14 protein-coding genes are annotated in these 17,152 nt (G+C 69.7%); 11 read left to right on the top strand and 3 right to left on the bottom strand.

Features of this window, described 5'->3' with window-relative positions; genetic code table 11:
* Entirely contained in the window at nucleotides 1-339 is a 339-nt protein-coding gene (fdxA, locus tag HMPREF3014_RS11720; protein WP_003090580.1) for a ferredoxin FdxA, read from the top strand.
* A gap of 14 nt (nucleotides 340-353) precedes the next feature.
* On the opposite strand, the gene HMPREF3014_RS11715 is transcribed toward fdxA, so the two are convergent.
* Together HMPREF3014_RS11715 and HMPREF3014_RS11710 are read right to left on the bottom strand one after the other, a co-directional pair.
* Nucleotides 354-1,589, bottom strand: a complete 1,236-nt coding sequence (locus HMPREF3014_RS11715) for an NADH:flavin oxidoreductase/NADH oxidase family protein (RefSeq protein ID WP_003101540.1) — start codon at nucleotides 1,587-1,589, stop codon at nucleotides 354-356.
* Nucleotides 1,590-1,716: 127 nt separating this feature from the next.
* Nucleotides 1,717-2,547: an alpha/beta fold hydrolase gene (locus tag HMPREF3014_RS11710; protein ID WP_009876669.1), complete on the bottom strand. Its 831-nt coding sequence runs from the start codon at nucleotides 2,545-2,547 to the stop codon at nucleotides 1,717-1,719.
* 232 nt (nucleotides 2,548-2,779) lie between these two features.
* On the opposite strand from HMPREF3014_RS11710, the gene HMPREF3014_RS11705 reads away from it, so the two are divergent.
* Both HMPREF3014_RS11705 and HMPREF3014_RS11700 read left to right on the top strand, forming a co-directional pair.
* The gene (locus HMPREF3014_RS11705; RefSeq protein ID WP_003090587.1) at nucleotides 2,780-3,268 is read left to right on the top strand and encodes a MerR family transcriptional regulator; all 489 of its coding nucleotides are present in this window, start codon (nucleotides 2,780-2,782) and stop codon (nucleotides 3,266-3,268) included.
* 99 nt (nucleotides 3,269-3,367) lie between these two features.
* Complete coding sequence (locus HMPREF3014_RS11700) at nucleotides 3,368-4,054, top strand: type 1 glutamine amidotransferase domain-containing protein (protein ID WP_003114389.1); 687 nt, start codon at nucleotides 3,368-3,370, stop codon at nucleotides 4,052-4,054.
* Between the two features lie 159 nt (nucleotides 4,055-4,213).
* Here HMPREF3014_RS11700 and HMPREF3014_RS11695 read toward each other — a convergent pair whose 3' ends face one another.
* Nucleotides 4,214-4,852 carry a DUF6348 family protein gene (locus tag HMPREF3014_RS11695; RefSeq protein ID WP_023087229.1) on the bottom strand — a complete coding sequence of 213 codons (639 nt, stop codon included), beginning with the start codon at nucleotides 4,850-4,852 and terminating at the stop codon, nucleotides 4,214-4,216.
* Nucleotides 4,853-5,044: 192 nt separating this feature from the next.
* Here HMPREF3014_RS11695 and HMPREF3014_RS11690 point away from each other — a divergent pair, with 192 nt between their 5' ends.
* The 8 genes from HMPREF3014_RS11690 (at nucleotide 5,045) to HMPREF3014_RS11655 (ending at nucleotide 17,124) form a co-directional block, all read left to right on the top strand.
* Nucleotides 5,045-5,524 carry a VOC family protein gene (locus HMPREF3014_RS11690; protein WP_003114391.1) on the top strand — a complete coding sequence of 160 codons (480 nt, stop codon included), beginning with the start codon at nucleotides 5,045-5,047 and terminating at the stop codon, nucleotides 5,522-5,524.
* 31 nt (nucleotides 5,525-5,555) lie between these two features.
* The gene (locus tag HMPREF3014_RS11685) at nucleotides 5,556-5,948 is read left to right on the top strand and encodes a GFA family protein (RefSeq protein ID WP_003114392.1); all 393 of its coding nucleotides are present in this window, start codon (nucleotides 5,556-5,558) and stop codon (nucleotides 5,946-5,948) included.
* A gap of 29 nt (nucleotides 5,949-5,977) precedes the next feature.
* Entirely contained in the window at nucleotides 5,978-6,256 is a 279-nt protein-coding gene (locus HMPREF3014_RS11680) for a hypothetical protein (protein WP_003119461.1), read from the top strand.
* Between the two features lie 74 nt (nucleotides 6,257-6,330).
* A complete protein-coding gene (locus HMPREF3014_RS11675; protein WP_003122572.1) occupies nucleotides 6,331-6,870 on the top strand; it encodes a hypothetical protein in 540 nt (179 codons plus the stop codon).
* Between the two features lie 76 nt (nucleotides 6,871-6,946).
* Nucleotides 6,947-8,830, top strand: a complete 1,884-nt coding sequence (locus HMPREF3014_RS11670) for an AAA family ATPase (RefSeq protein ID WP_003122571.1) — start codon at nucleotides 6,947-6,949, stop codon at nucleotides 8,828-8,830.
* Nucleotide 8,831: 1 nt separating this feature from the next.
* On the top strand, nucleotides 8,832-9,470 hold the full coding sequence (locus tag HMPREF3014_RS11665) for a 4Fe-4S single cluster domain-containing protein (protein WP_003090610.1): 639 nt from the start codon (nucleotides 8,832-8,834) through the stop codon (nucleotides 9,468-9,470).
* 14 nt (nucleotides 9,471-9,484) lie between these two features.
* Entirely contained in the window at nucleotides 9,485-15,781 is a 6,297-nt protein-coding gene (locus tag HMPREF3014_RS11660; RefSeq protein ID WP_023087228.1) for an AAA domain-containing protein, read from the top strand.
* Entirely contained in the window at nucleotides 15,778-17,124 is a 1,347-nt protein-coding gene (locus HMPREF3014_RS11655) for a coiled-coil domain-containing protein (RefSeq protein WP_003116687.1), read from the top strand. Before HMPREF3014_RS11660 ends, HMPREF3014_RS11655 begins: the two co-directional genes overlap by 4 nt.
* The last annotated feature ends 28 nt before the right edge of the window (nucleotides 17,125-17,152 follow it).

Raw genomic sequence — 17,152 nt, 5'->3', positions numbered from 1 at the left:
ATGACCTTCGTCGTGCTGGAAGAATGCATCCGCTGCAAACACACCGACTGCGTGGAAGTCTGTCCCGTGGACTGCTTCTACGAAGGCCCCAACTTCCTCGTCATCCACCCCGATGAATGCATCGACTGCGCGCTCTGCGAGCCGGAATGCCCGGTCGCCGCGATTCGCGCCGAGGACGAGGTGCCGCTCGGGCAACGGCAGTTCATCGCCCTCAATGGCGAACTCGCCGCGCATCCCAACTGGACGCAGATCACCCGCAAGAAGCCGGCGCCCGACGACCACGACGCCTGGTTCGGCCTGCCGGGCAAGCTGGCCGAACTCGACCGCAACGGCGCCTGAGGCGCTGACGGTGCTCAGGCTTCGGCGCGCGAACGCATGAGCCGCCGGTAACGGCGGGTCTGCAGGAGCGCGCCGGCCTGCTGCGCGAGCAACGCGCACAGCGGCGACACCCGTGGGTTGGTCGCCCTGCCCCGGCTCAGCTTGCGCAACTGGAACTTCACCGCGGCCATGTTCGCCAGCGAGGCCAGGGGTTTGTTCCTCCAGGTTATCGGCCGCAACTGCGGCGCCGAGTCCTTGCCGGCGCGCCAGTCGCGCGGCAGGTTCGGCTCGATCGCCAGCGCCGTGCCGATGCCGACCATGTCCACCCCGCTGGCCAGCACCTGCTCGGCCACCGGCCGCCGGCGGATGCCGCCCGTGACCATTACCGGCATCCGCGCCGCCGCGCGGATGTCGCGGGCGAACTCGACGAAGTAGGCCTCGCGGGCCAGGGTCCGCCCGTCGCGCGCTTCGCCCTGCATGGCCGGCGCCTCGTAGCTGCCGCCCGACAGCTCGACCAGGTCGACGCCCAGGCCATCGAGCATCCGTACCACCTCGCGGGCATCGTCGGCGCTGAAGCCGCCGCGCTGGAAATCGGCGGAATTCAGCTTCACCGCCACCGCGAAGCCAGGGGCAACCTCGGCGCGCACCGCCCGGACGATCTCCAGCAGCAGGCGCGCGCGATTCTCCAGGGAGCCGCCCCAGGCGTCGCTGCGGCGGTTGCTCAGCGGCGAGAGGAACTGGCTGAGCAGGTAACCGTGGGCGGCATGGATCTCCACCCCGCTGAAGCCGGCCCGCTCGGCCAGGCCGGCGCTGCGGGCGAACCGCTGGATCACCTCGGCGATCATCGCCTCGTCCATCGCCTTCGGCGTAGCGAAGTGCCTGGACATCCCGCCCAGTTCCAGCGGCACCGCCGAGGGTGCCCAGGCCTGCTGGCCGAGATTGGCCTGCATCTGCCGGCCGGGATGGTTGATCTGCAACCAGAACTGCGCGCCGGCGGAACGCCCGATGCGCGCCCAGCGGCGGAATTTCTCCAGTTGCGCGTCGTTTTCCAGGACCACCCCGCCGGGGCCGGTCATGGCACGGCTGTCGACCATCACGTTACCGCTGATCAGCAGCCCGGCGCCGCCGTCGGCCCAGGCCTGGTAGAGGCGCATCAGGCGTTCGGAGGGGGCCTGCGCGGCATCGGCCATGTTCTCCTCCATGGCGGCCTTGGCGAGGCGATTGGGAATGGTCGAGCCGTTGGGAAGCGTCAGCGTGTCGAACAGGTTCATGGGCCTACCTCATGAGGACAGTGGCCCGACGATAAGATTGAAGTCGACTTCAAGGTCAACGCTTTTTTTGCCGCGCCGCCCGGGCCCTGACCGGGTGCCGGGAGCGCGCCCCCAGCACCCGGCGCGCTCAGCCGCGGATGAAGGCCAGCAGGTCGGCGTTGATCACCTCGGCCTGGGTGGTCGGCATGCCGTGCGGGAACCCCGGATAGGTCTTCAGCGTGCCGTTGCGCAGCAGCTTCGCCGAGAGTACGCCGGAATTCTCGTAGGGCACGATCTGGTCGTCGTCGCCATGCATCACCAGCACCGGGATGTCGATGCGCTTCAGGTCATCGCTGAAGTCGGTCTGGGAAAAGGCCACGATCCCATCGTAGTGGGCCTTGGCGCCGCCCATCATGCCCTGCCGCCACCAGTTGCGGACGATCCCTTCCAAGGGCTGCGCCCCGGGACGGTTGTAGCCATAGAACGGGCCGGCGGGAATGTCCTGGTAGAACTGCGCGCGATTGGCCGCGAGCTGCGCCTGGAGATCGTCGAAGACGCTCTTCGGCAGGCCGCCCGGATTGCCCTCGGTCTTCACCATCAGCGGCGGTACCGCGCTGATGATCGCCGCCTTCGGCACCGGGTCGTCGGGATAGCGGGCGATGTAGTGGACGACCTCGCCGCCGCCGGTGGAATGGCCGACATGGATCGCCCCGCGCACCCCGAGGCGCTCGACCACCGCCGCCACGTCGTCGGCGTAGTGGTCCATGTCATGGCCGTCCCAGACCTGGCTGGAGCGACCGTGGCCACGGCGGTCGTGGGCCACTACGCGAAAGCCCTCGGCGAGGAAGAACAGCATCTGCGCATCCCAGTCGTCGGAACTCAGTGGCCAGCCATGATGGAAGTAGATCACCTGGGCGTCGCGCGGCCCCCAGTCCTTGTAGAAGAGTTCGACGCCATCCTTCGTTGTCACGTAACCCATGTCGCTTCTCCCGATCGGTGTGGATGCAGGCAACGGCGCCACCCTGCGGCCGCCGTTCCCTGTGTAGAGTAGAAAGCCGCCTGCGTTGCGCCGCCTGGACGAGGAAAACGCGACCGGCGGTAGCGCCCATGCGGCCTGGCGAACCCGTCGATGGAGGCGAGTTCGTCGCCCGGCCGTGAAACCACCCTAGGCTTGAAGTAGGCTTGAAGGTCAACGCGTTTCGAGGTGCGACATGAAAATCGGCGAACTGGCCAAGCTCACCGGCCTGGCGACATCGCGCATCCGCTTCTACGAGGCCAGCGGCCTGATCCGCTCGCAGCGCAAGGCCAACGGCTACCGCGACTATGCGGCAGACACCGTGTGGATCCTGGAGCTGGTCACCGGCGCCCAGGGCGCCGGCTTCTCCCTGGAGGAGATCGCTCGCCTGCTGCCGAGCGGCGACGGCGCCTGGCAGCACGGCGAGCTGCTCGAAGGCTTGCGTCGCAAGGTGGCCGAGATCGAGGCCCTGCAACGACGCCTGGAACAGAACAAGGCACAATTGCTGGTGGCCATCGAAAGCATCGAGAACAAGCCGGACGGTCTGCAGTGCACGGAAAACACCCAGCGCGTGCTGGAGCGCCTGCGCGAGGAAGGCCCTCCACAGACGGTCGGGCGTCCACGGCAAACCCGCTCGCGGGGGTCCTCTCCCACGCCGGCGGAGCAGCGGCTTTCCGACGCTTGACCTTGAAGTCGACTTGAATCTTAGAGTGACGCCAACCCACCCGGACAGCCTGCCGAAACCGGCTGCCGACGGGATCACTCACCGAGGAAGGTCAACGCAATGACCAAGCGCATCCTGCACGTCGTCACCAACGTCGCCCACTATGCCGATCCGACCCAGCCCACCGGGCTGTGGCTGTCGGAGTTGACCCATGCCTACGAGATCTTCGCCGCTCGGGGCTACCAGCAACGCCTGGTCAGCCCCCGCGGCGGCGAGTCGCCGCTGGAGCCGCGCGCCCTCGGCTGGCCCCACGCCGACGCCAGCGCCAAGGCCTGGCTGGCCGACGAGACGCGCCTGGCGCTGCTGGCCGACACTGCCGCTCCCGAGCAGGTCGACGCGGAGGCGTTCGACGCCATCTATTTCACCGGCGGCCACGGCGTGATGTGGGACTTCCCCGACGACGCCGGGCTGCAGCACCTGACCCGCGAGATCTACCAGCGCGGCGGCATCGTCTCGTCGGTCTGCCACGGCTATTGCGGCCTGCTCAACACACGCCTGGACGATGGCCGCCTGCTGGTCGCCGGGCGCCGCCTGACCGGCTACTCCTGGATCGAGGAAGTGCTCGCCGGGGTCGCCCGCAAGGTGCCGTACAACGTCGAGGAAGAAATGAAACGACGCGGCGCGCTCTACGAAAGAAGCCTGCTGCCGTTCACCAGCAAGGTGGTGGTCGACGGCCGCCTGGTCACCGGGCAGAACCCGCAGTCGGCCAAGGCCACGGCCGAGCAGGTGGCCGCCCTGCTCGGCTGAACGCGGCGTGTCAGTCCTGCGCGCGCCTCATCTGGAAGTCATGGCGCCGCTTGCCGATGAAGAACGATTCTGCATCGTCCCGTCGGCCAGGGGCCGCAGGATCGTCGCAGTGCTGGTCGTGTGGTAGGGGTCGAACTCGTCGAAGGGCGACGCGGCGGCCTACGCCAGCGGCTTGAGCATGAGGAAGTTGCGCACGCTGTAGTAACCCTGCGAATCCTGCCAGTCGAGAGCGGCCAGGTTCTGCATGCCGGCCTCCCACGGCTGGTTGTCGAACAGCGCCTCCACCGTGCGCTGGTTGCCGAAGGCACAGAAGAAATGCCGGAACCAGTGCAGGCGCGCGTCCAGCGGCTCGGCGCGGATCGCCCGCTCGATGCTCGGGAACAGCCCGGCCGGCAGCGGCGGCGCCTTGCCCTCGGCGCCGCGCAGGCCGAGGTTGCCGATATGCACCTCGAAACGCCGCTCGTCGACCTCCCAGGTCTCCACCATCACCTGGTCCTCCTCGGCCTGGCCCCAGAGCGCGGAAAGCAGCACGTGGAAAGAGTTGGAGGCGAAGTTACGCAACGCGTCCTGCAAGCCGTCCTCGCCGCTGCCGATGCCGGCGAAGGCTTCCTGCAACTGGCGCTCGTCCTCCAGCAGCACGTCGACATCCAGCCGTCCGGTCTTCTCCCCCGCATACCAGGTGGCGCGGATCGCCGGTAGCCGCCCGGCTGGCGCCACCCATTCGCCGTGCACGACGCAGTCGATCCGGTGGGATTCGAACAGAGCAGCCAGATGCTGCGAGACGGAGACCGCTTCCATGGGTTGTCCTTGCATGGTCGAGGGCGCGCCGCCGAGGCGCTGCCCGGAAAGCCCGGCGAGGCCGGGCGAAACGCGGCATAGGGTAGCGCAGATCGGCACTCGCGGCGCGACCTCCCGTTCGGCGCCTGCCCAGGTCGCCGCACGCCAGCCGACTAGACTGGCGGGGTCGACCCCGCCCGTGGAGACCTCGCCATGAACAGCAAGAACACCATCTGCCTCTGGTACGACAGCGCCGCCCTGGAGGCCGCGACCTTCTACGCCGAGACATTTCCCGACAGCGCCGTGCTGGCTGTCCATCGCGCGCCCGGCGATTACCCTTCCGGCAAGGAGGGCGACGTACTGACGGTGGAGTTCCGGGTGATGGGCATTCCCTGCCTCGGGCTCAACGGCGGCCCGGCCTTCCGCCACAGCGAAGCGTTCTCCTTCCAGGTCGCCACCGACGACCAGGCCGAGACCGACCGCCTGTGGAACGCTATCGTCGACAATGGCGGCGAGGAAAGCGCCTGCGGCTGGTGCCGTGACAAGTGGGGCATCTCCTGGCAGATCACCCCGCGCGTACTCAGCGAAGCCATCGCCAGCCCCGACCGCGCGGCGGCCAGGCGCGCCTTCGAGGCGATGATGACGATGGGCAGGATCGATATCGCCACCATAGAGAAGGCCTTCAAGGGCTGAACGCCCCAACGCCTTGCAAAGGAGTCACGAAATGGATCGATTCACCGGCGGCTGCCTCTGCGGCAAGGTCCGCCTGGTGGCGAGCGGCCGCCCCTACCGGGTCGGGCTCTGCCACTGCCTCGACTGCCGCAAGCACCACGGCGCGCTATTCCACGCTTCGGCGATCTTTCCCGAGGAGGCGGTGAGCATAGAAGGCGAGACCCGCGACTATGCCGGGCGTTTCTTCTGTCCGCAGTGCGGCTCCTCGGTGTTCTCGCGCAGCGCCGACGAGATCGAGGTCAGCCTCGGCGCCCTCGACGCTCCCGACCGGTTCCAGCCCACCTACGAACTCTGGACCGTCCGCCGCGAGGGCTGGTTGCCGGCGTTTCCGCTGGCACGGCACTATGAAAGGGATCGAGAAGGCGACGGACGCAGCGAAGAGTGACGTTGTTCCAGCAGGAGAAGGGAGGCAGCATGGACGAACTGTTCGAAGAGCACCTGGAGATCGCCAAGGCGCTCTTCGCGCAGCGCTTGCCGTACTGGTGCGATGTCTTTCTGCGCCCGGCCGACCAGGCTTTCAACGCCTACCTGAATGCCCGCGGCCAGGCCTCCACCTACCTGGTGCTCGAAGGCTTCGATCCGGTCTATATTCCTCGCGGCTGCGACCTCGACGCCGTGCGCGCGACCGCCAGGGCCAGGGCTCGATTGAGGGAAGCGGGGCTGGGCGAAGACGCGCTGCCCGTACTGCTCTGAGCGCAGGCCGCCAGTATCGCGGAAGCGTCTGCTGGCAATTTCTCCCACCGCACTGTCCGCCAACGGAAGGCTACATGACCCGCCCCTACCTGCTCCGTCTCGCCGCCGGCCTGGCGCTGCTCCTGCCGGCCGCCTGCACGTCCCCTGCCCCGCCAGCACCGAACCTGACCGCACTGTTCGCCGACGCCCTGCACTGCCGCGGCGACTTCCCCGACGGCCGCGACCGCGCAACCGCCGAGCGCCTGCGCGCCGAGGGCGTCGAAGTGCTGGATCGCGCGCCCGGCGAGACCCTCGACCTGCTCTACCGCTTCGCCACCCCGCTGCGCATCGACGGCAGCCTGGTGAACGCGGTGCGGGTACGCGGCGACAGCGGCGTGCTGGTGATGGCCTACGCCGAGGGCGACCTCGAAGACTTCGCCCGGCGCCAGGGCGCGACGCCGCACCCGGCGGAACGCGCCGCGCTGGATGGTTTCGGCGAGCTGGAGGTGCTCTACAGCCGTCCGTTGCCGCCGCGTCCCGACCTCGACGAAAGCCCGCCGCGCCTGGTGATCGGCCGCGGGATCGAGGCGGCGGCGCAGGCGTTCCGCTGGGGCTGCCGGAGCTACGACGGTTGAGCAGGCGCTCCGCCAAGCCTGGCACCCGGAACTCGTAGCGGTTTTCGTCGCCTCCGGCGAGGTCAGGGTTGGAGACATGGCCCTCGGGGCAATATGCTGTGGCCACGACACACGCTGTGAGCGACTATCGATGCCAGGGACTGCACTGTTCGAAAAGCCACGCTGGTTGCGCGACCTCCTGCGCTTCCTGCCCCTCAAGAGCCAATTCGTCCTCTCCGGGAACATCCGCGACCTGCAAGCCTGCGAAGTGGTGCCGGGTACGGTCACCGCGCAGAGCTTCAACCAGACCCTCTGCGACGCCCTGCTGGACGCCGGCTACACCCAGGTGCTGGCCTGGGATCCGCTGGCCGGGTTCCGCGTGCTCGGCCGGCCGGGCAGCGAGGCGGGGGCCACTCCGCAGGTGCTTCTCGACCTCGGCCTGACCCCGGTGGACGGCGCCGCGCCGGCCGGCATCGACCTGCTCGGCGCGACCCTGCAACGCCTGGTCAACCGTAGCGGCGAGCCGATCGCCCTGATCGTCGACTTCGCCTCGCGCCTGGCGGTGCGCAACGACGCCCTGAGCGCCGCCGAGCATCAGTTGTTCACCCAGGCCCTGGTGCTCTCCCACCAGGCCCGCAGCCGTCCCGCCGGGGAACAGCGCAAACCGTTCTTCAACAGCGTGCTGTGGGTGGTGGAAAAGGAAGGCGACCTGCCCGACTGGCTGCTGGTGGACAACCCGCGCCTGCGCCATATCCCGGTGTCGAAGCCCGACCAGCCGGCGCGCCGGGCCCTGGCCCCGGCGCTGCTCCGCGGGCTAGGCGGCGCGGGCGTCGCCGAGGAGGCCCTGCAACAGGCCGCCGCAACCTTCGTCGAGAACACCGAAGGCCTGCTACTCCTCGATCTCAACGCCATCGTCCAGTTGGCGCGCGTGGAAGGCCTGGCCATGGAACGCATCGCCGACGCCGTGCGGCGCTACAAGGTCGGCGTCACCGAAGACCCCTGGCTGAAGATCGACCGCCAGCGCATCCGCCAGGCCGACGAGATCGTCCGCCGCCGGGTCAAGGGCCAGCAGCACGCGGTGACCCACATGCTGGACATCGTCAAGCGCGCGATGACCGGGGTCGGCGCCAGCCGCAAGGGCAACCGCCCGCGCGGCGTGGCCTTCCTCGCCGGGCCCACCGGGGTCGGCAAGACCGAGCTGGCGAAGACCGTCACCAGCCTGCTGTTCGGCGACGAGAGCGCCTACATCCGCTTCGACATGTCCGAGTTCAGCGCCGAGCATGCCGACCAGCGCCTGATCGGCGCGCCGCCCGGCTACGTCGGCTACGACGTCGGCGGCGAACTGACCAACGCGATCCGCGAAAAACCCTTCAGCGTGGTGCTCTTCGACGAGATCGAGAAAGCCCACCCCCGGATCCTCGACAAGTTCCTGCAGATCCTCGACGACGGCGTGCTCACCTCCGGGCGCGGCGATCGCGTGTACTTCTCCGAGGCGCTGATCGTGTTCACCTCGAACCTGGGCATCTACCGCCAGGGGGAGAACGGCGAACGGGTCGCCAACGTGCTCCCCGGCGAGCCCTTCGAGGCGGTGCAGGGCAAGGTCCACGGCGAGATCGAGCGCTACTTCAAGCTGGTTCTCAACCGCCCGGAAATCCTCAACCGGATCGGCGAGAACATCATCGTCTTCGACTTCATCCGCGCCGACGTCGCCGAGCAGATCTTCACCCAGATGGTCGACGGCACCTTCGCCGACCTCCGCGAGCAGCGCCTCGTCATCGAACTGGCCGAGGCGCCGCGCCAGGCGCTGCACGACCTCTGCCTGGGCGACCTGTCCAACGGCGGCCGCGGCATCCGCAACCAGCTCGAAGCGCGCCTGCTCAACCCGTTGTCGCGGGCGCTGTTCGACCAAGACGCGCAGCCGGGCGAGCGCTTCCTAATCAGCGCCCTGGACGCCGACGGCCTGACCCTGGAACGCCGCTGAGATGGAACTGAGCCTGTCGCGGGTGCATTTCCCGGTGACCACCCTGGGCCCGGGACGGCGCCTGGGCATCTGGTTCCAGGGCTGTAGCATCCGCTGCCCCGGCTGCATCTCCGCCGATACCTGGGGGCCGGGACGGCGGCGCATCGCCCTGGCACGCCTGCTCGCCGACATCCAGCCATGGCTGGAGCAGGCCGAGGGCATCACCGTCTCCGGCGGCGAACCCTTCGAGCAGTTCGCTGCCCTCCTCGCCCTGCTCGGCGAACTGCGCCAGCGCAGCCGCGCCGACATCCTGGTCTACAGCGGCTACCCGCTGGAGCATCTGCACGCGCAACTGGAACAGGCCGCCGGGCTGATCGACGCGCTGATCAGCGACCCCTACCAACAGCACGCCGAACAGAGCCTGGCCCTGCGCGGCAGCGACAACCAGCGCCTGAGCCTGCTCACCGAACTCGGCCGCGCGCGCCTCGGCGGCTACCAGCGGCCACTGCGCGAAGACGACAAGGCCCTCGACCTGATGTTCGACCACGACGGCAGCGTGTGGATGGCCGGCATCCCGCGCCGCGACGACCTGCTGCGGCTGCAGGACCTGCTGCGCGAACAGGGCCACCAACTTAGCGTCAGCGCCCACCGGCCGCGCTGAATGGATCGATACCGATGATACGTTTCTGCCCCAACTGCCAGAGCGAACGCTCGCTTTCGGAAATCTTCTGCGAAGGCTCGATCCAGGGCCAGCCCTGCGGCTGGGACCTTTCCGCCGAAGCCATCCATCCCGCCGGCTGGCGACCACAGCCGGTGCTGACCCAGGAAGCCATCGCGCCGCCCGCCAGCGAGCCGCCAGCGGCGTCCGCCCCGCTCTGCGCCAACGGCCACCCGCTGCAACCCGGCGACCTGATGTGCCTGGAGTGCGGCGCCGCGCCGGCCGAAGGTCCACTGCCGATGCAGGCCGAGGCCACGCCGCAGCCCGCCGTCACGGAAACCCTGATCGACGGCTGGCGCCTGCTGCGGCAGATCGCCAGCAGCGACGGCGTGCGCGAGCGCTACCTGGCCGAACATGCGGAAAGCGCCCGCCAGGCGGTGCTCACCCTGTATCGCCCGGGCGCCGAGCCGGACCCGGCGATCTACGACGTGATCCGCCGCCTGCCGCGCGAACACGTGCCGGAAATCCTCGCCACCGGCCGCTGGGACGAGCGCGCCTACGAAGTGGTCGAGGAACTCACCGGCGGCAGCCTCGCCGACCTCGGCACCGTGCTGGAGGACCGCGAGGCGGTGCGCCACGTGGTCCGCGAGCTGGGCCACGCCCTGCACGTGTTCAACGAAGCCGGCCTGCGCCACCGCGACCTGCGCCCGGCCAGCCTGCTGGTGCGCAGCCACGAGCCACTGGACCTGGTGATCAGCGGCTTCGGCTCGGCGCGCCTGTCGGAGTTCGACCTGGATATCGTCTCGCCGCTGGAGACCAGCCGCTACATGGCCCCCGAGGCGATCGCCGGCGGCGTGGCGGCGGCTTCCGACTGGTGGAGCCTGGGCATGATCCTGCTGGAGCAGTTGACCCGCGGCGCCTGCTTCGAAGGAGTCAACGCCAACGCCTTCCTGATCCACGTGCTGGCCAACGGCGTGGCGCTGCCCGACGACCTCGACCCGCAGTTGCACCTGCTGCTGCGCGGCCTGCTTGCACGCGACCGCCACCAGCGCTGGCAGTGGCCGCAGGTACAGGCCTGGCTGAACGGCGAGGCGGTGGACGCGCCGGCCTCGGCGGACAGCGAAAAGGACGACGCCGAAGGCGCCAGCATCGCCCTCGGCGCACGGCGCTTCCGCAAGCCGACGGTCTTCGCCCTGGCCGCGGCCCAGGCCGAGCACTGGGCGGAGGCCCTCGACCACCTGCTGCGCGGGGCGATCGTCACCTGGGCCGAGCACATCGGCCTGTCGCCCAGGCTGCTCGCCGGCCTGCGCCAGGTGGCCCAGCACGAGGGGCTGGAGGACGACTTCCGGCTGATGCTGGCGCTCAAGCTGCTGAACCCGGAAATCCCGCTGATCCAGCGCGGCGAGATCGTCACCCCCGGCTGGCTGCTGGAGCATCCGCTGGAGGGCTACCGGCTGATCAGCGGCTCGGTGCCCGACCTGCTCGAACAGTTGCACACCGAAAGCTGGCTGTCGCGGCTCAAGACCCGCGCCGAGAACGTCCGCCAGCGCGCCCTGCACCAGCACATCGAACTCGCCGAAGAACAGTTGCGCATCTACCTGCTGTCAACCTCGCGGGCGCGCCTCGCCGCGCAGTGGCAGGAGCGCCAGCGCCTCCTGCCGGACACCGAGCACCCCGGCCTGCTGGCCCTGGCCGAGCGCCGGGTGATCGCCGAGGAAGACCTGATCGTCCTGCTCAGCGCCAACATCGGCCAGTTCCGTGCCGCCGAGGCGATCGTCGAGGAAGCCGCCGGCCTGGCCCGCGACGCCGATGTGCACCTGTTCGACGCGGAGACCGCGCGCGGCCTGTTGCAGCACTCGCGGCAGGAGCTGTACCGCCGCGTCGACGAACGCATCAGCGGCTTCGCCCGCAGCGGCGTGCCCAGGGTCGACGAATGGGCCGAGCAGTTCCGCCTGGAGCGGCGCATGCCGTTGGCGAGGGTCCTGGTGCTGCTGGCGATCCCGCCGGAACAGTGGCTGGAACCGCAGAAGCAGCAGTACGTGTCGCAGATCCTCGATTTCTTCGAGAAGAAAGTGGTCGCCGCGGTGATGCGCGGGCCGCTGGTGCGCATGAGCATCGGCAAGAGCACCCCACGCATCGACCTCAACGAACTGCACAGCGCGCGACGCCCCGCCGCCGCCCTGCTCGACCATCTGCTGCAACGCAACGCCCGCGCGGTGAGCCTCGACCCGGACAGCTTCCTCGCCAACCCGCAACTGGAAGTGCGGCTCAACGCGCTGTCCCGGCAAAGCTCGCTGTACAAGCGTGACACCGGCATCGACGGCCTCTACCTGGGCTTCCCCTTCCTGCTCAACCGCGACCCGCGCGGCACCACCCGCACGCGCATCGTGCCGCTGCTGCTGTGGCCGCTGAAGCTGCAACTGGAAGTCGGCAGCCGCGGCCAGGTGGCGCTGGCCTTCGACGGCGAGCGCGAGGAAGTGCGCCTCAACCCGGCCCTGGAAAGCCTGCTCGGCCCCGAGCCGTGCAAGCGCTGGCGCAAGGTCGCCGACGAATTGCTCGGCCGCTCCGCGCTGCGCGCCGCCGATGTGATGGATGCCTTCGGCCTGCTCGCCACGCCGCGTGCTAGGGTGCTGGAAGGATTGCCACCGAGTTCCACCGAGGTCACGCCCTACCAGGACCAACTGGCCTGCGCCGCGGTGCTGTTCCACGTCACCTTCATGGGCCAGGCGATCGGCGAGGACCTGCGCCAGCTGAAGAGCCTGCCGCCCTCCGGCACCGGCCTGGAGACCGCGCTGCGCCTGCGCGAGAACGGCGAGCCGGAAGCCCGCGAGAGCCCGCCGGAGTTGCAGCGCTACTTCACCGTGGCCAGCGACCCGTCCCAGGAGGCCGCCGTGCTGCAGGCCCGGCAGAGCCCGGGGCTGCTGGTGGAGGGCCCGCCCGGCACCGGCAAGAGCCAGACCATCGTCAACATGGTCGCCGACGCCATCGGCCGCCAGCGCAGCCTGCTGATCGTCTGCCAGAAGCACGCCGCCCTGGAAGTGGTGCACAAGCGCCTGGTGGCCGAGGGCCTGGGCCAGCGCATCGTCATGCTCAACGACGTCAACCGCGACCGCGAACCGGTGATCCGCAACATCCGCGAGCAGCTCGAAGCGCTGTTCGCCGAAGCCGGCGGCGCCCAGGGCTGGGAGCGCCAGCGCGAGCGCCTGGCGGCGCGTATCGAGGCGCTGGAAGGCGAACTGGACCGCTACCACCAGAGCCTGCACCGCGTGGACGAGGCCACCGGGCTGAGCTACCGGCGCCTGCTCGGCGAACTGATCGAGCTGGAGAAAGGCTCGCCGCCGCTGGACTTCCCGGCCCTGCGCCAGCGCCTGGCGGCGCTGGACATCGGCAGCCTGGCGCGCCTGGAGGAAAACTGCGCGCCGCTGGTCCGCCTCTGGCTACCGGCCCGCTACGAAGGCAGCCCGCTGGCGCAACTGCGCGCCTTCGCCACCGACCAGGCCACCCTGCAAGCCTTCGCCGACAGCCTGCGCGCCTTCGGCGAAGCGGAGAACGCCCGGCAGAAAGCCCTCGACGAACACCCGGCGAGCTTCGAGGTCGACGACCCGACGCCCTACCGCGCCTGGCTGGCAAGCCAGGTCGGTACCCTGCTGAATTTGCGCGAGGAGCAGCGCCAGCGCCTGGCCCACTGGCTGCCGCTGTTCCGCGACGCCGCACCAGGACAGCCGAGCCGTGGCGACGGCCTGTTGGCGGAGGCCGAGCAGATCGAACGGCAACTGCGCCAGCTCGACCTCGAACGGCATGCGCCGCTGCTGTCGCCGGCCCTCGCCATGCTCGAAGAGAACAACCTCGAACGCTTCCAGGCCCACGCCCGCCAGGTGCTCGAGGCACGCACCTGGCTGGCTCGGCTCAACCCGCTGCGCCTGCTGCGGCGCGGCCGCCTGCGGCGCTTCCTGCGCGAGCACGGCGAGGCCGACGACGACAGCCGCCTGGCCGCCCTCCTCGGCGCCTGCGACCTGGAGCGCCAGTGGCGGCCGCTGCGCCGGCAACTGGCGGCGCTGCAACAGAGCCTGGGGCTGGCGACAGTCGCCACCGATGCCGGTCCGGAACTGACCGGCCTGGCCGGCCACGCCAGCCAGCAACTGCGCGAAACCCAGGTCCTGGCTCGTGGCCTGGCCCAAGCGCCGCGCGCCGAGCAGCTCGACGCGGTGATCCTCACCGGCGAGAAACAGCGCTTCGAAGCGCTGCTCGGCGACCTCGACGCCGCGCTGATCCGCCAGGCCGCACGCCAGCTCAGCCTGGACAAACTCAAGGTGCTCGCCGACTGGCTCGGCGACGAACTGCTGGAACAGCTGCACCGCGCCATCGCCGGCAACCAGAGCAACCTGCCGGCCCTCGGCCGCCTGCGTGAGGCGCTACCGCAACTGGTCGCCTACCAGCGCTTCCGTGGCCGCGCCGGCCAGCTCGAAGCCACCGAGCTGGAATTCCTGGCCCTGCTGCGCCAGCGCCAGGAACGACTCGACGCGATTCCCGCCGAAGCACTCGAAGCCACGGTGCGCCGCATGCTCAATCGCGAAGCGCGGCTGGGCTGGAAGCAGCGCCTGGAACAAGACAATCCGGAACTGCTGTTCAGCCAGGACGAAGCCAGGGCCAGGGTCGCCAGCCTCGCCGAAGCCGACGTGCAGATGCGCGCGCTGAACCGCGAACTGCTCGGCAAGGGAATCGACGCCGCGCGCCTGGGCAGCCGCAAGCAGTGGGAAGACGTCACCCGCCTGACCGGCAAGCGCTCGCGGCGCCTGCGCGAGTTCATCGAGCTGGGCGCCGAACTCGGCCTGATGAGCCTGCGCCCGGTCTGGCTGATGAACCCCGACCTGGCCAGCCGCGTGCTGCCGCTCAAGGCCGGGCTGTTCGACATGGTGATCTACGACGAAGCCTCGCAGATGCCGGTGGAGTTCGCCCTGCCGACCCTCTATCGCGGGCGGGTCACGGTGGTCAGCGGCGACGAGAAGCAGATGCCGCCGACCGCGTTCTTCTCCAGCCGCGTGGAAAGCGACGAGGCCGAACTGTTCGACGGCGAAGCGCCCGACGAGGACGCCGACGAGGAGCAGCGCGAAGCCTACGAGGACACCTGGAACCGCCGCGAGATCAAGGACTGCCCGGACCTCCTGCAACTGGCGCGCAACGCCCTGCCCAGCACCACCTTGCAGATCCACTACCGCTCGGCCTACCGCGAGCTGATCGGCTTCTCCAACGCCTCGTTCTACGGCAACCGCCTGAGCGTGCCGGTACGCCATCCGCAGGCCAACATCCTGCGCATCAAGCCGCTGGAACTGATCCAGGTGAACGGCCTGTACCAGAACCAGAGCAACGAGCGCGAGGCCGAGCGAGTCGTCGACTACCTCGCCGAACTCTGGCGCCAACCCTACGCGGCGCGGCCGTCGGTGGGCGTGGTCACCTTCAACCGCAAGCAAGCCGACCTCATCGAGGAGCGCCTGGAACTGCGCGCCGAGCAGGACGAGGCGTTCCGCGCCGCCTACAGCGAGGAGCGCGAGCGCAGCGAAGACGGCGAGGACATGGGCGTGTTCGTGAAGAACGTGGAGAACGTGCAGGGCGACGAGCGCGACGTGATCGTCTTCTCCTCCACCTTCGGCCGCAACGGCCAGGGCAGCTTCCGGCGCAACTTCGGCGTGCTCGGGCAGACCGGCGGCGAGCGCCGTCTCAACGTGGCGGTGACCCGCGCGCGGCGCAAGGTGGTGATGATCACCTCGATGCCGATCGGCGACATCTCCGACATGCTCGGCACCCAGCGCTCGCCGAGCAGCCCGCGCGACTACCTGCAAGGCTACCTGGAATACGCCCGCGCACTGTCCGCCGGCGAATTCGCCGGCACCGGCCAGCTGCTCGAGCGCCTGCACACCGACCGCAGCGACCAGCGCCGCCAGCACTACCAGCGGCACGACGGCTTCAGCGAGATCGTCGGCGAGTACATCCGCTCGCTGGGCTGGTCCGCCGCACCCGCCAGCGAAGGCGACGCCTTCGGCCTCGACTTCGCCATCGAGAACCCGGCCACCGGCCTCTACGCCATCGGCATCGAATGCGACGCCCCCTGCCACCCGCTGCTGGAACGCGCCCGCGCCCGAGAAATCTGGCGACCCTCGGTGCTGCGACGGGCGATCCCGCACCTCCACCGGGTTTCCTCCCAGGGCTGGTACCACGACGGCGACAACGAACGCGCACGGCTGCGCGCCGCCATCGAGAAAGCCCTGGCGCCCAGCGCGGAACCCCATCCCACGGCAGCAGCGGAGGCCTCCCAATGAGCGGACCGAAAGTCGTACGAATCGTCACCCGGGAAGAAGCCATCGCCACCTGCGAGCGCGACCTGCAACGCCTGGACAAGGCCCTCGCGCGCTGGGAAAACCAGGCCAGCCGGCTCGCCCAGCTCAGCGACGCCGAGCGCGCCGCCGCCCACGCCCGCCGCGCCAGCCTGCACGCCCTGCTCGAACAGGAACGCTGGCTGGACGTGCAACTACAGGTGAAGATCGAAAGCGAATTCCTCAAGCGCGACCTCGCCGAACGCGAAGAGCGCGCCATCCGCCAGGCCGCGGAAACGCGCCAGCAACACCGCCGCCTCCAGGAAAACGCCAGCGCCCTGCTCCAGGCCCTCGACGCCAAGCCCGATGCCGCCAGCGCGGCACTCCGGCAAACCCTGCAAGCGCTGGCCGACGGCGCCCTCCGCGACGACGCGGAAGCCCTGCTCGCCCAAGGCTTCGCCGCCCTCGCCAGCGCCCCCGCCGAGGAACGCCTCAGCGAAGCCCAGCACGAACTCGCCCAGCGCCTGAAGACCGACGAAACGCCCATCACCCTGGAACAGTGGCGCGCCCGCCAGCAACAGGACGCCCCGCGCGAACAGCGCCTGGCGCGCATCGACCGGCACATCGCCGAACTGCAACTGCTGCAAGGCGAGGCCAGCGCCCAAGCGTTCCTCGAGCGACTGGCACGCGCCGAAGCCGAACAGCGCCCGGAGCGCCGCAACCTGCTGCTCGACAGCCTGGTCCTCGACCTCGCCCAGGCCGCCCGCGAACACCAGCAGCAACGCCAGCGCCTGGAACACCTGCAAGACCTCGCCAGCGAAGTCGCCGCCCTGGGCGCCGCCGAACACGCCGAACTGCTCCAGCGCGCCGCCTGCCAGCCCGACAGCGATCCGCAGCAACTCGCCGAACTCACCGAGCGATGCAACGCCATCCTCACCGCCCACCTCCAGCAACAGGCCGCCCTCGCCCGCCGCCAGGCCGTGCTCCAGGGCCTCGCCAGCCTCGGCTACGAAGTCCGCGAAGGCATGGCCACCGCCTGGGCGCAGACCGGCAGGGTCGTCCTGCGCAAACCCGCCACCCCCGGCTACGGCCTGGAAGTCGGCGGCAAGGCCGACAACGGCCGCCTGCAACTGCGCGCCGTCGCCCTCAACGCCAACCGCGACAGCCAGCGCGACCGCGATATCGAAACCCTCTGGTGCGGCGAGCTCCAACGCCTCCAGGCCCTGCTCGCCGCCCAGGGCGGCGAACTCAGCGTGGAACGCGCGCTGGGAGTGGGAGAAGTGGCGTTGAAGGAGATTGGCGAGGAGGAGCAGCGGGAGATGGGGGTGGCGCGGCAGAGGGGGTTGTGAAGGGGCCGGCTGGCGCCTCGGCGAGGCA

The organism is Pseudomonas sp. HMSC065H01, from assembly GCF_001815235.1.
GTDB lineage: Bacteria > Pseudomonadota > Gammaproteobacteria > Pseudomonadales > Pseudomonadaceae > Pseudomonas > Pseudomonas aeruginosa.
This window is presented reverse-complemented; position numbering and strand designations above follow the sequence as displayed.

Coding starts and splice junctions, on each gene's coding strand:
- HMPREF3014_RS11665 (WP_003090610.1), top strand. CDS start 8,832: ATGGAACTGAGCCTGTCGCGGGTGCATTTCCCGGTGACCACCCTGGGC.
- HMPREF3014_RS11680 (WP_003119461.1), top strand. CDS start 5,978: ATGGACGAACTGTTCGAAGAGCACCTGGAGATCGCCAAGGCGCTCTTC.
- HMPREF3014_RS11690 (WP_003114391.1), top strand. CDS start 5,045: ATGAACAGCAAGAACACCATCTGCCTCTGGTACGACAGCGCCGCCCTG.
- HMPREF3014_RS11655 (WP_003116687.1), top strand. CDS start 15,778: ATGAGCGGACCGAAAGTCGTACGAATCGTCACCCGGGAAGAAGCCATC.
- HMPREF3014_RS11660 (WP_023087228.1), top strand. CDS start 9,485: ATGATACGTTTCTGCCCCAACTGCCAGAGCGAACGCTCGCTTTCGGAA.
- HMPREF3014_RS11675 (WP_003122572.1), top strand. CDS start 6,331: ATGACCCGCCCCTACCTGCTCCGTCTCGCCGCCGGCCTGGCGCTGCTC.
- HMPREF3014_RS11700 (WP_003114389.1), top strand. CDS start 3,368: ATGACCAAGCGCATCCTGCACGTCGTCACCAACGTCGCCCACTATGCC.
- HMPREF3014_RS11705 (WP_003090587.1), top strand. CDS start 2,780: ATGAAAATCGGCGAACTGGCCAAGCTCACCGGCCTGGCGACATCGCGC.
- fdxA (WP_003090580.1), top strand. CDS start 1: ATGACCTTCGTCGTGCTGGAAGAATGCATCCGCTGCAAACACACCGAC.
- HMPREF3014_RS11710 (WP_009876669.1), bottom strand. CDS start 2,547: ATGGGTTACGTGACAACGAAGGATGGCGTCGAACTCTTCTACAAGGAC.
- HMPREF3014_RS11695 (WP_023087229.1), bottom strand. CDS start 4,852: ATGGAAGCGGTCTCCGTCTCGCAGCATCTGGCTGCTCTGTTCGAATCC.
- HMPREF3014_RS11715 (WP_003101540.1), bottom strand. CDS start 1,589: ATGAACCTGTTCGACACGCTGACGCTTCCCAACGGCTCGACCATTCCC.
- HMPREF3014_RS11685 (WP_003114392.1), top strand. CDS start 5,556: ATGGATCGATTCACCGGCGGCTGCCTCTGCGGCAAGGTCCGCCTGGTG.
- HMPREF3014_RS11670 (WP_003122571.1), top strand. CDS start 6,947: ATGGCCCTCGGGGCAATATGCTGTGGCCACGACACACGCTGTGAGCGA.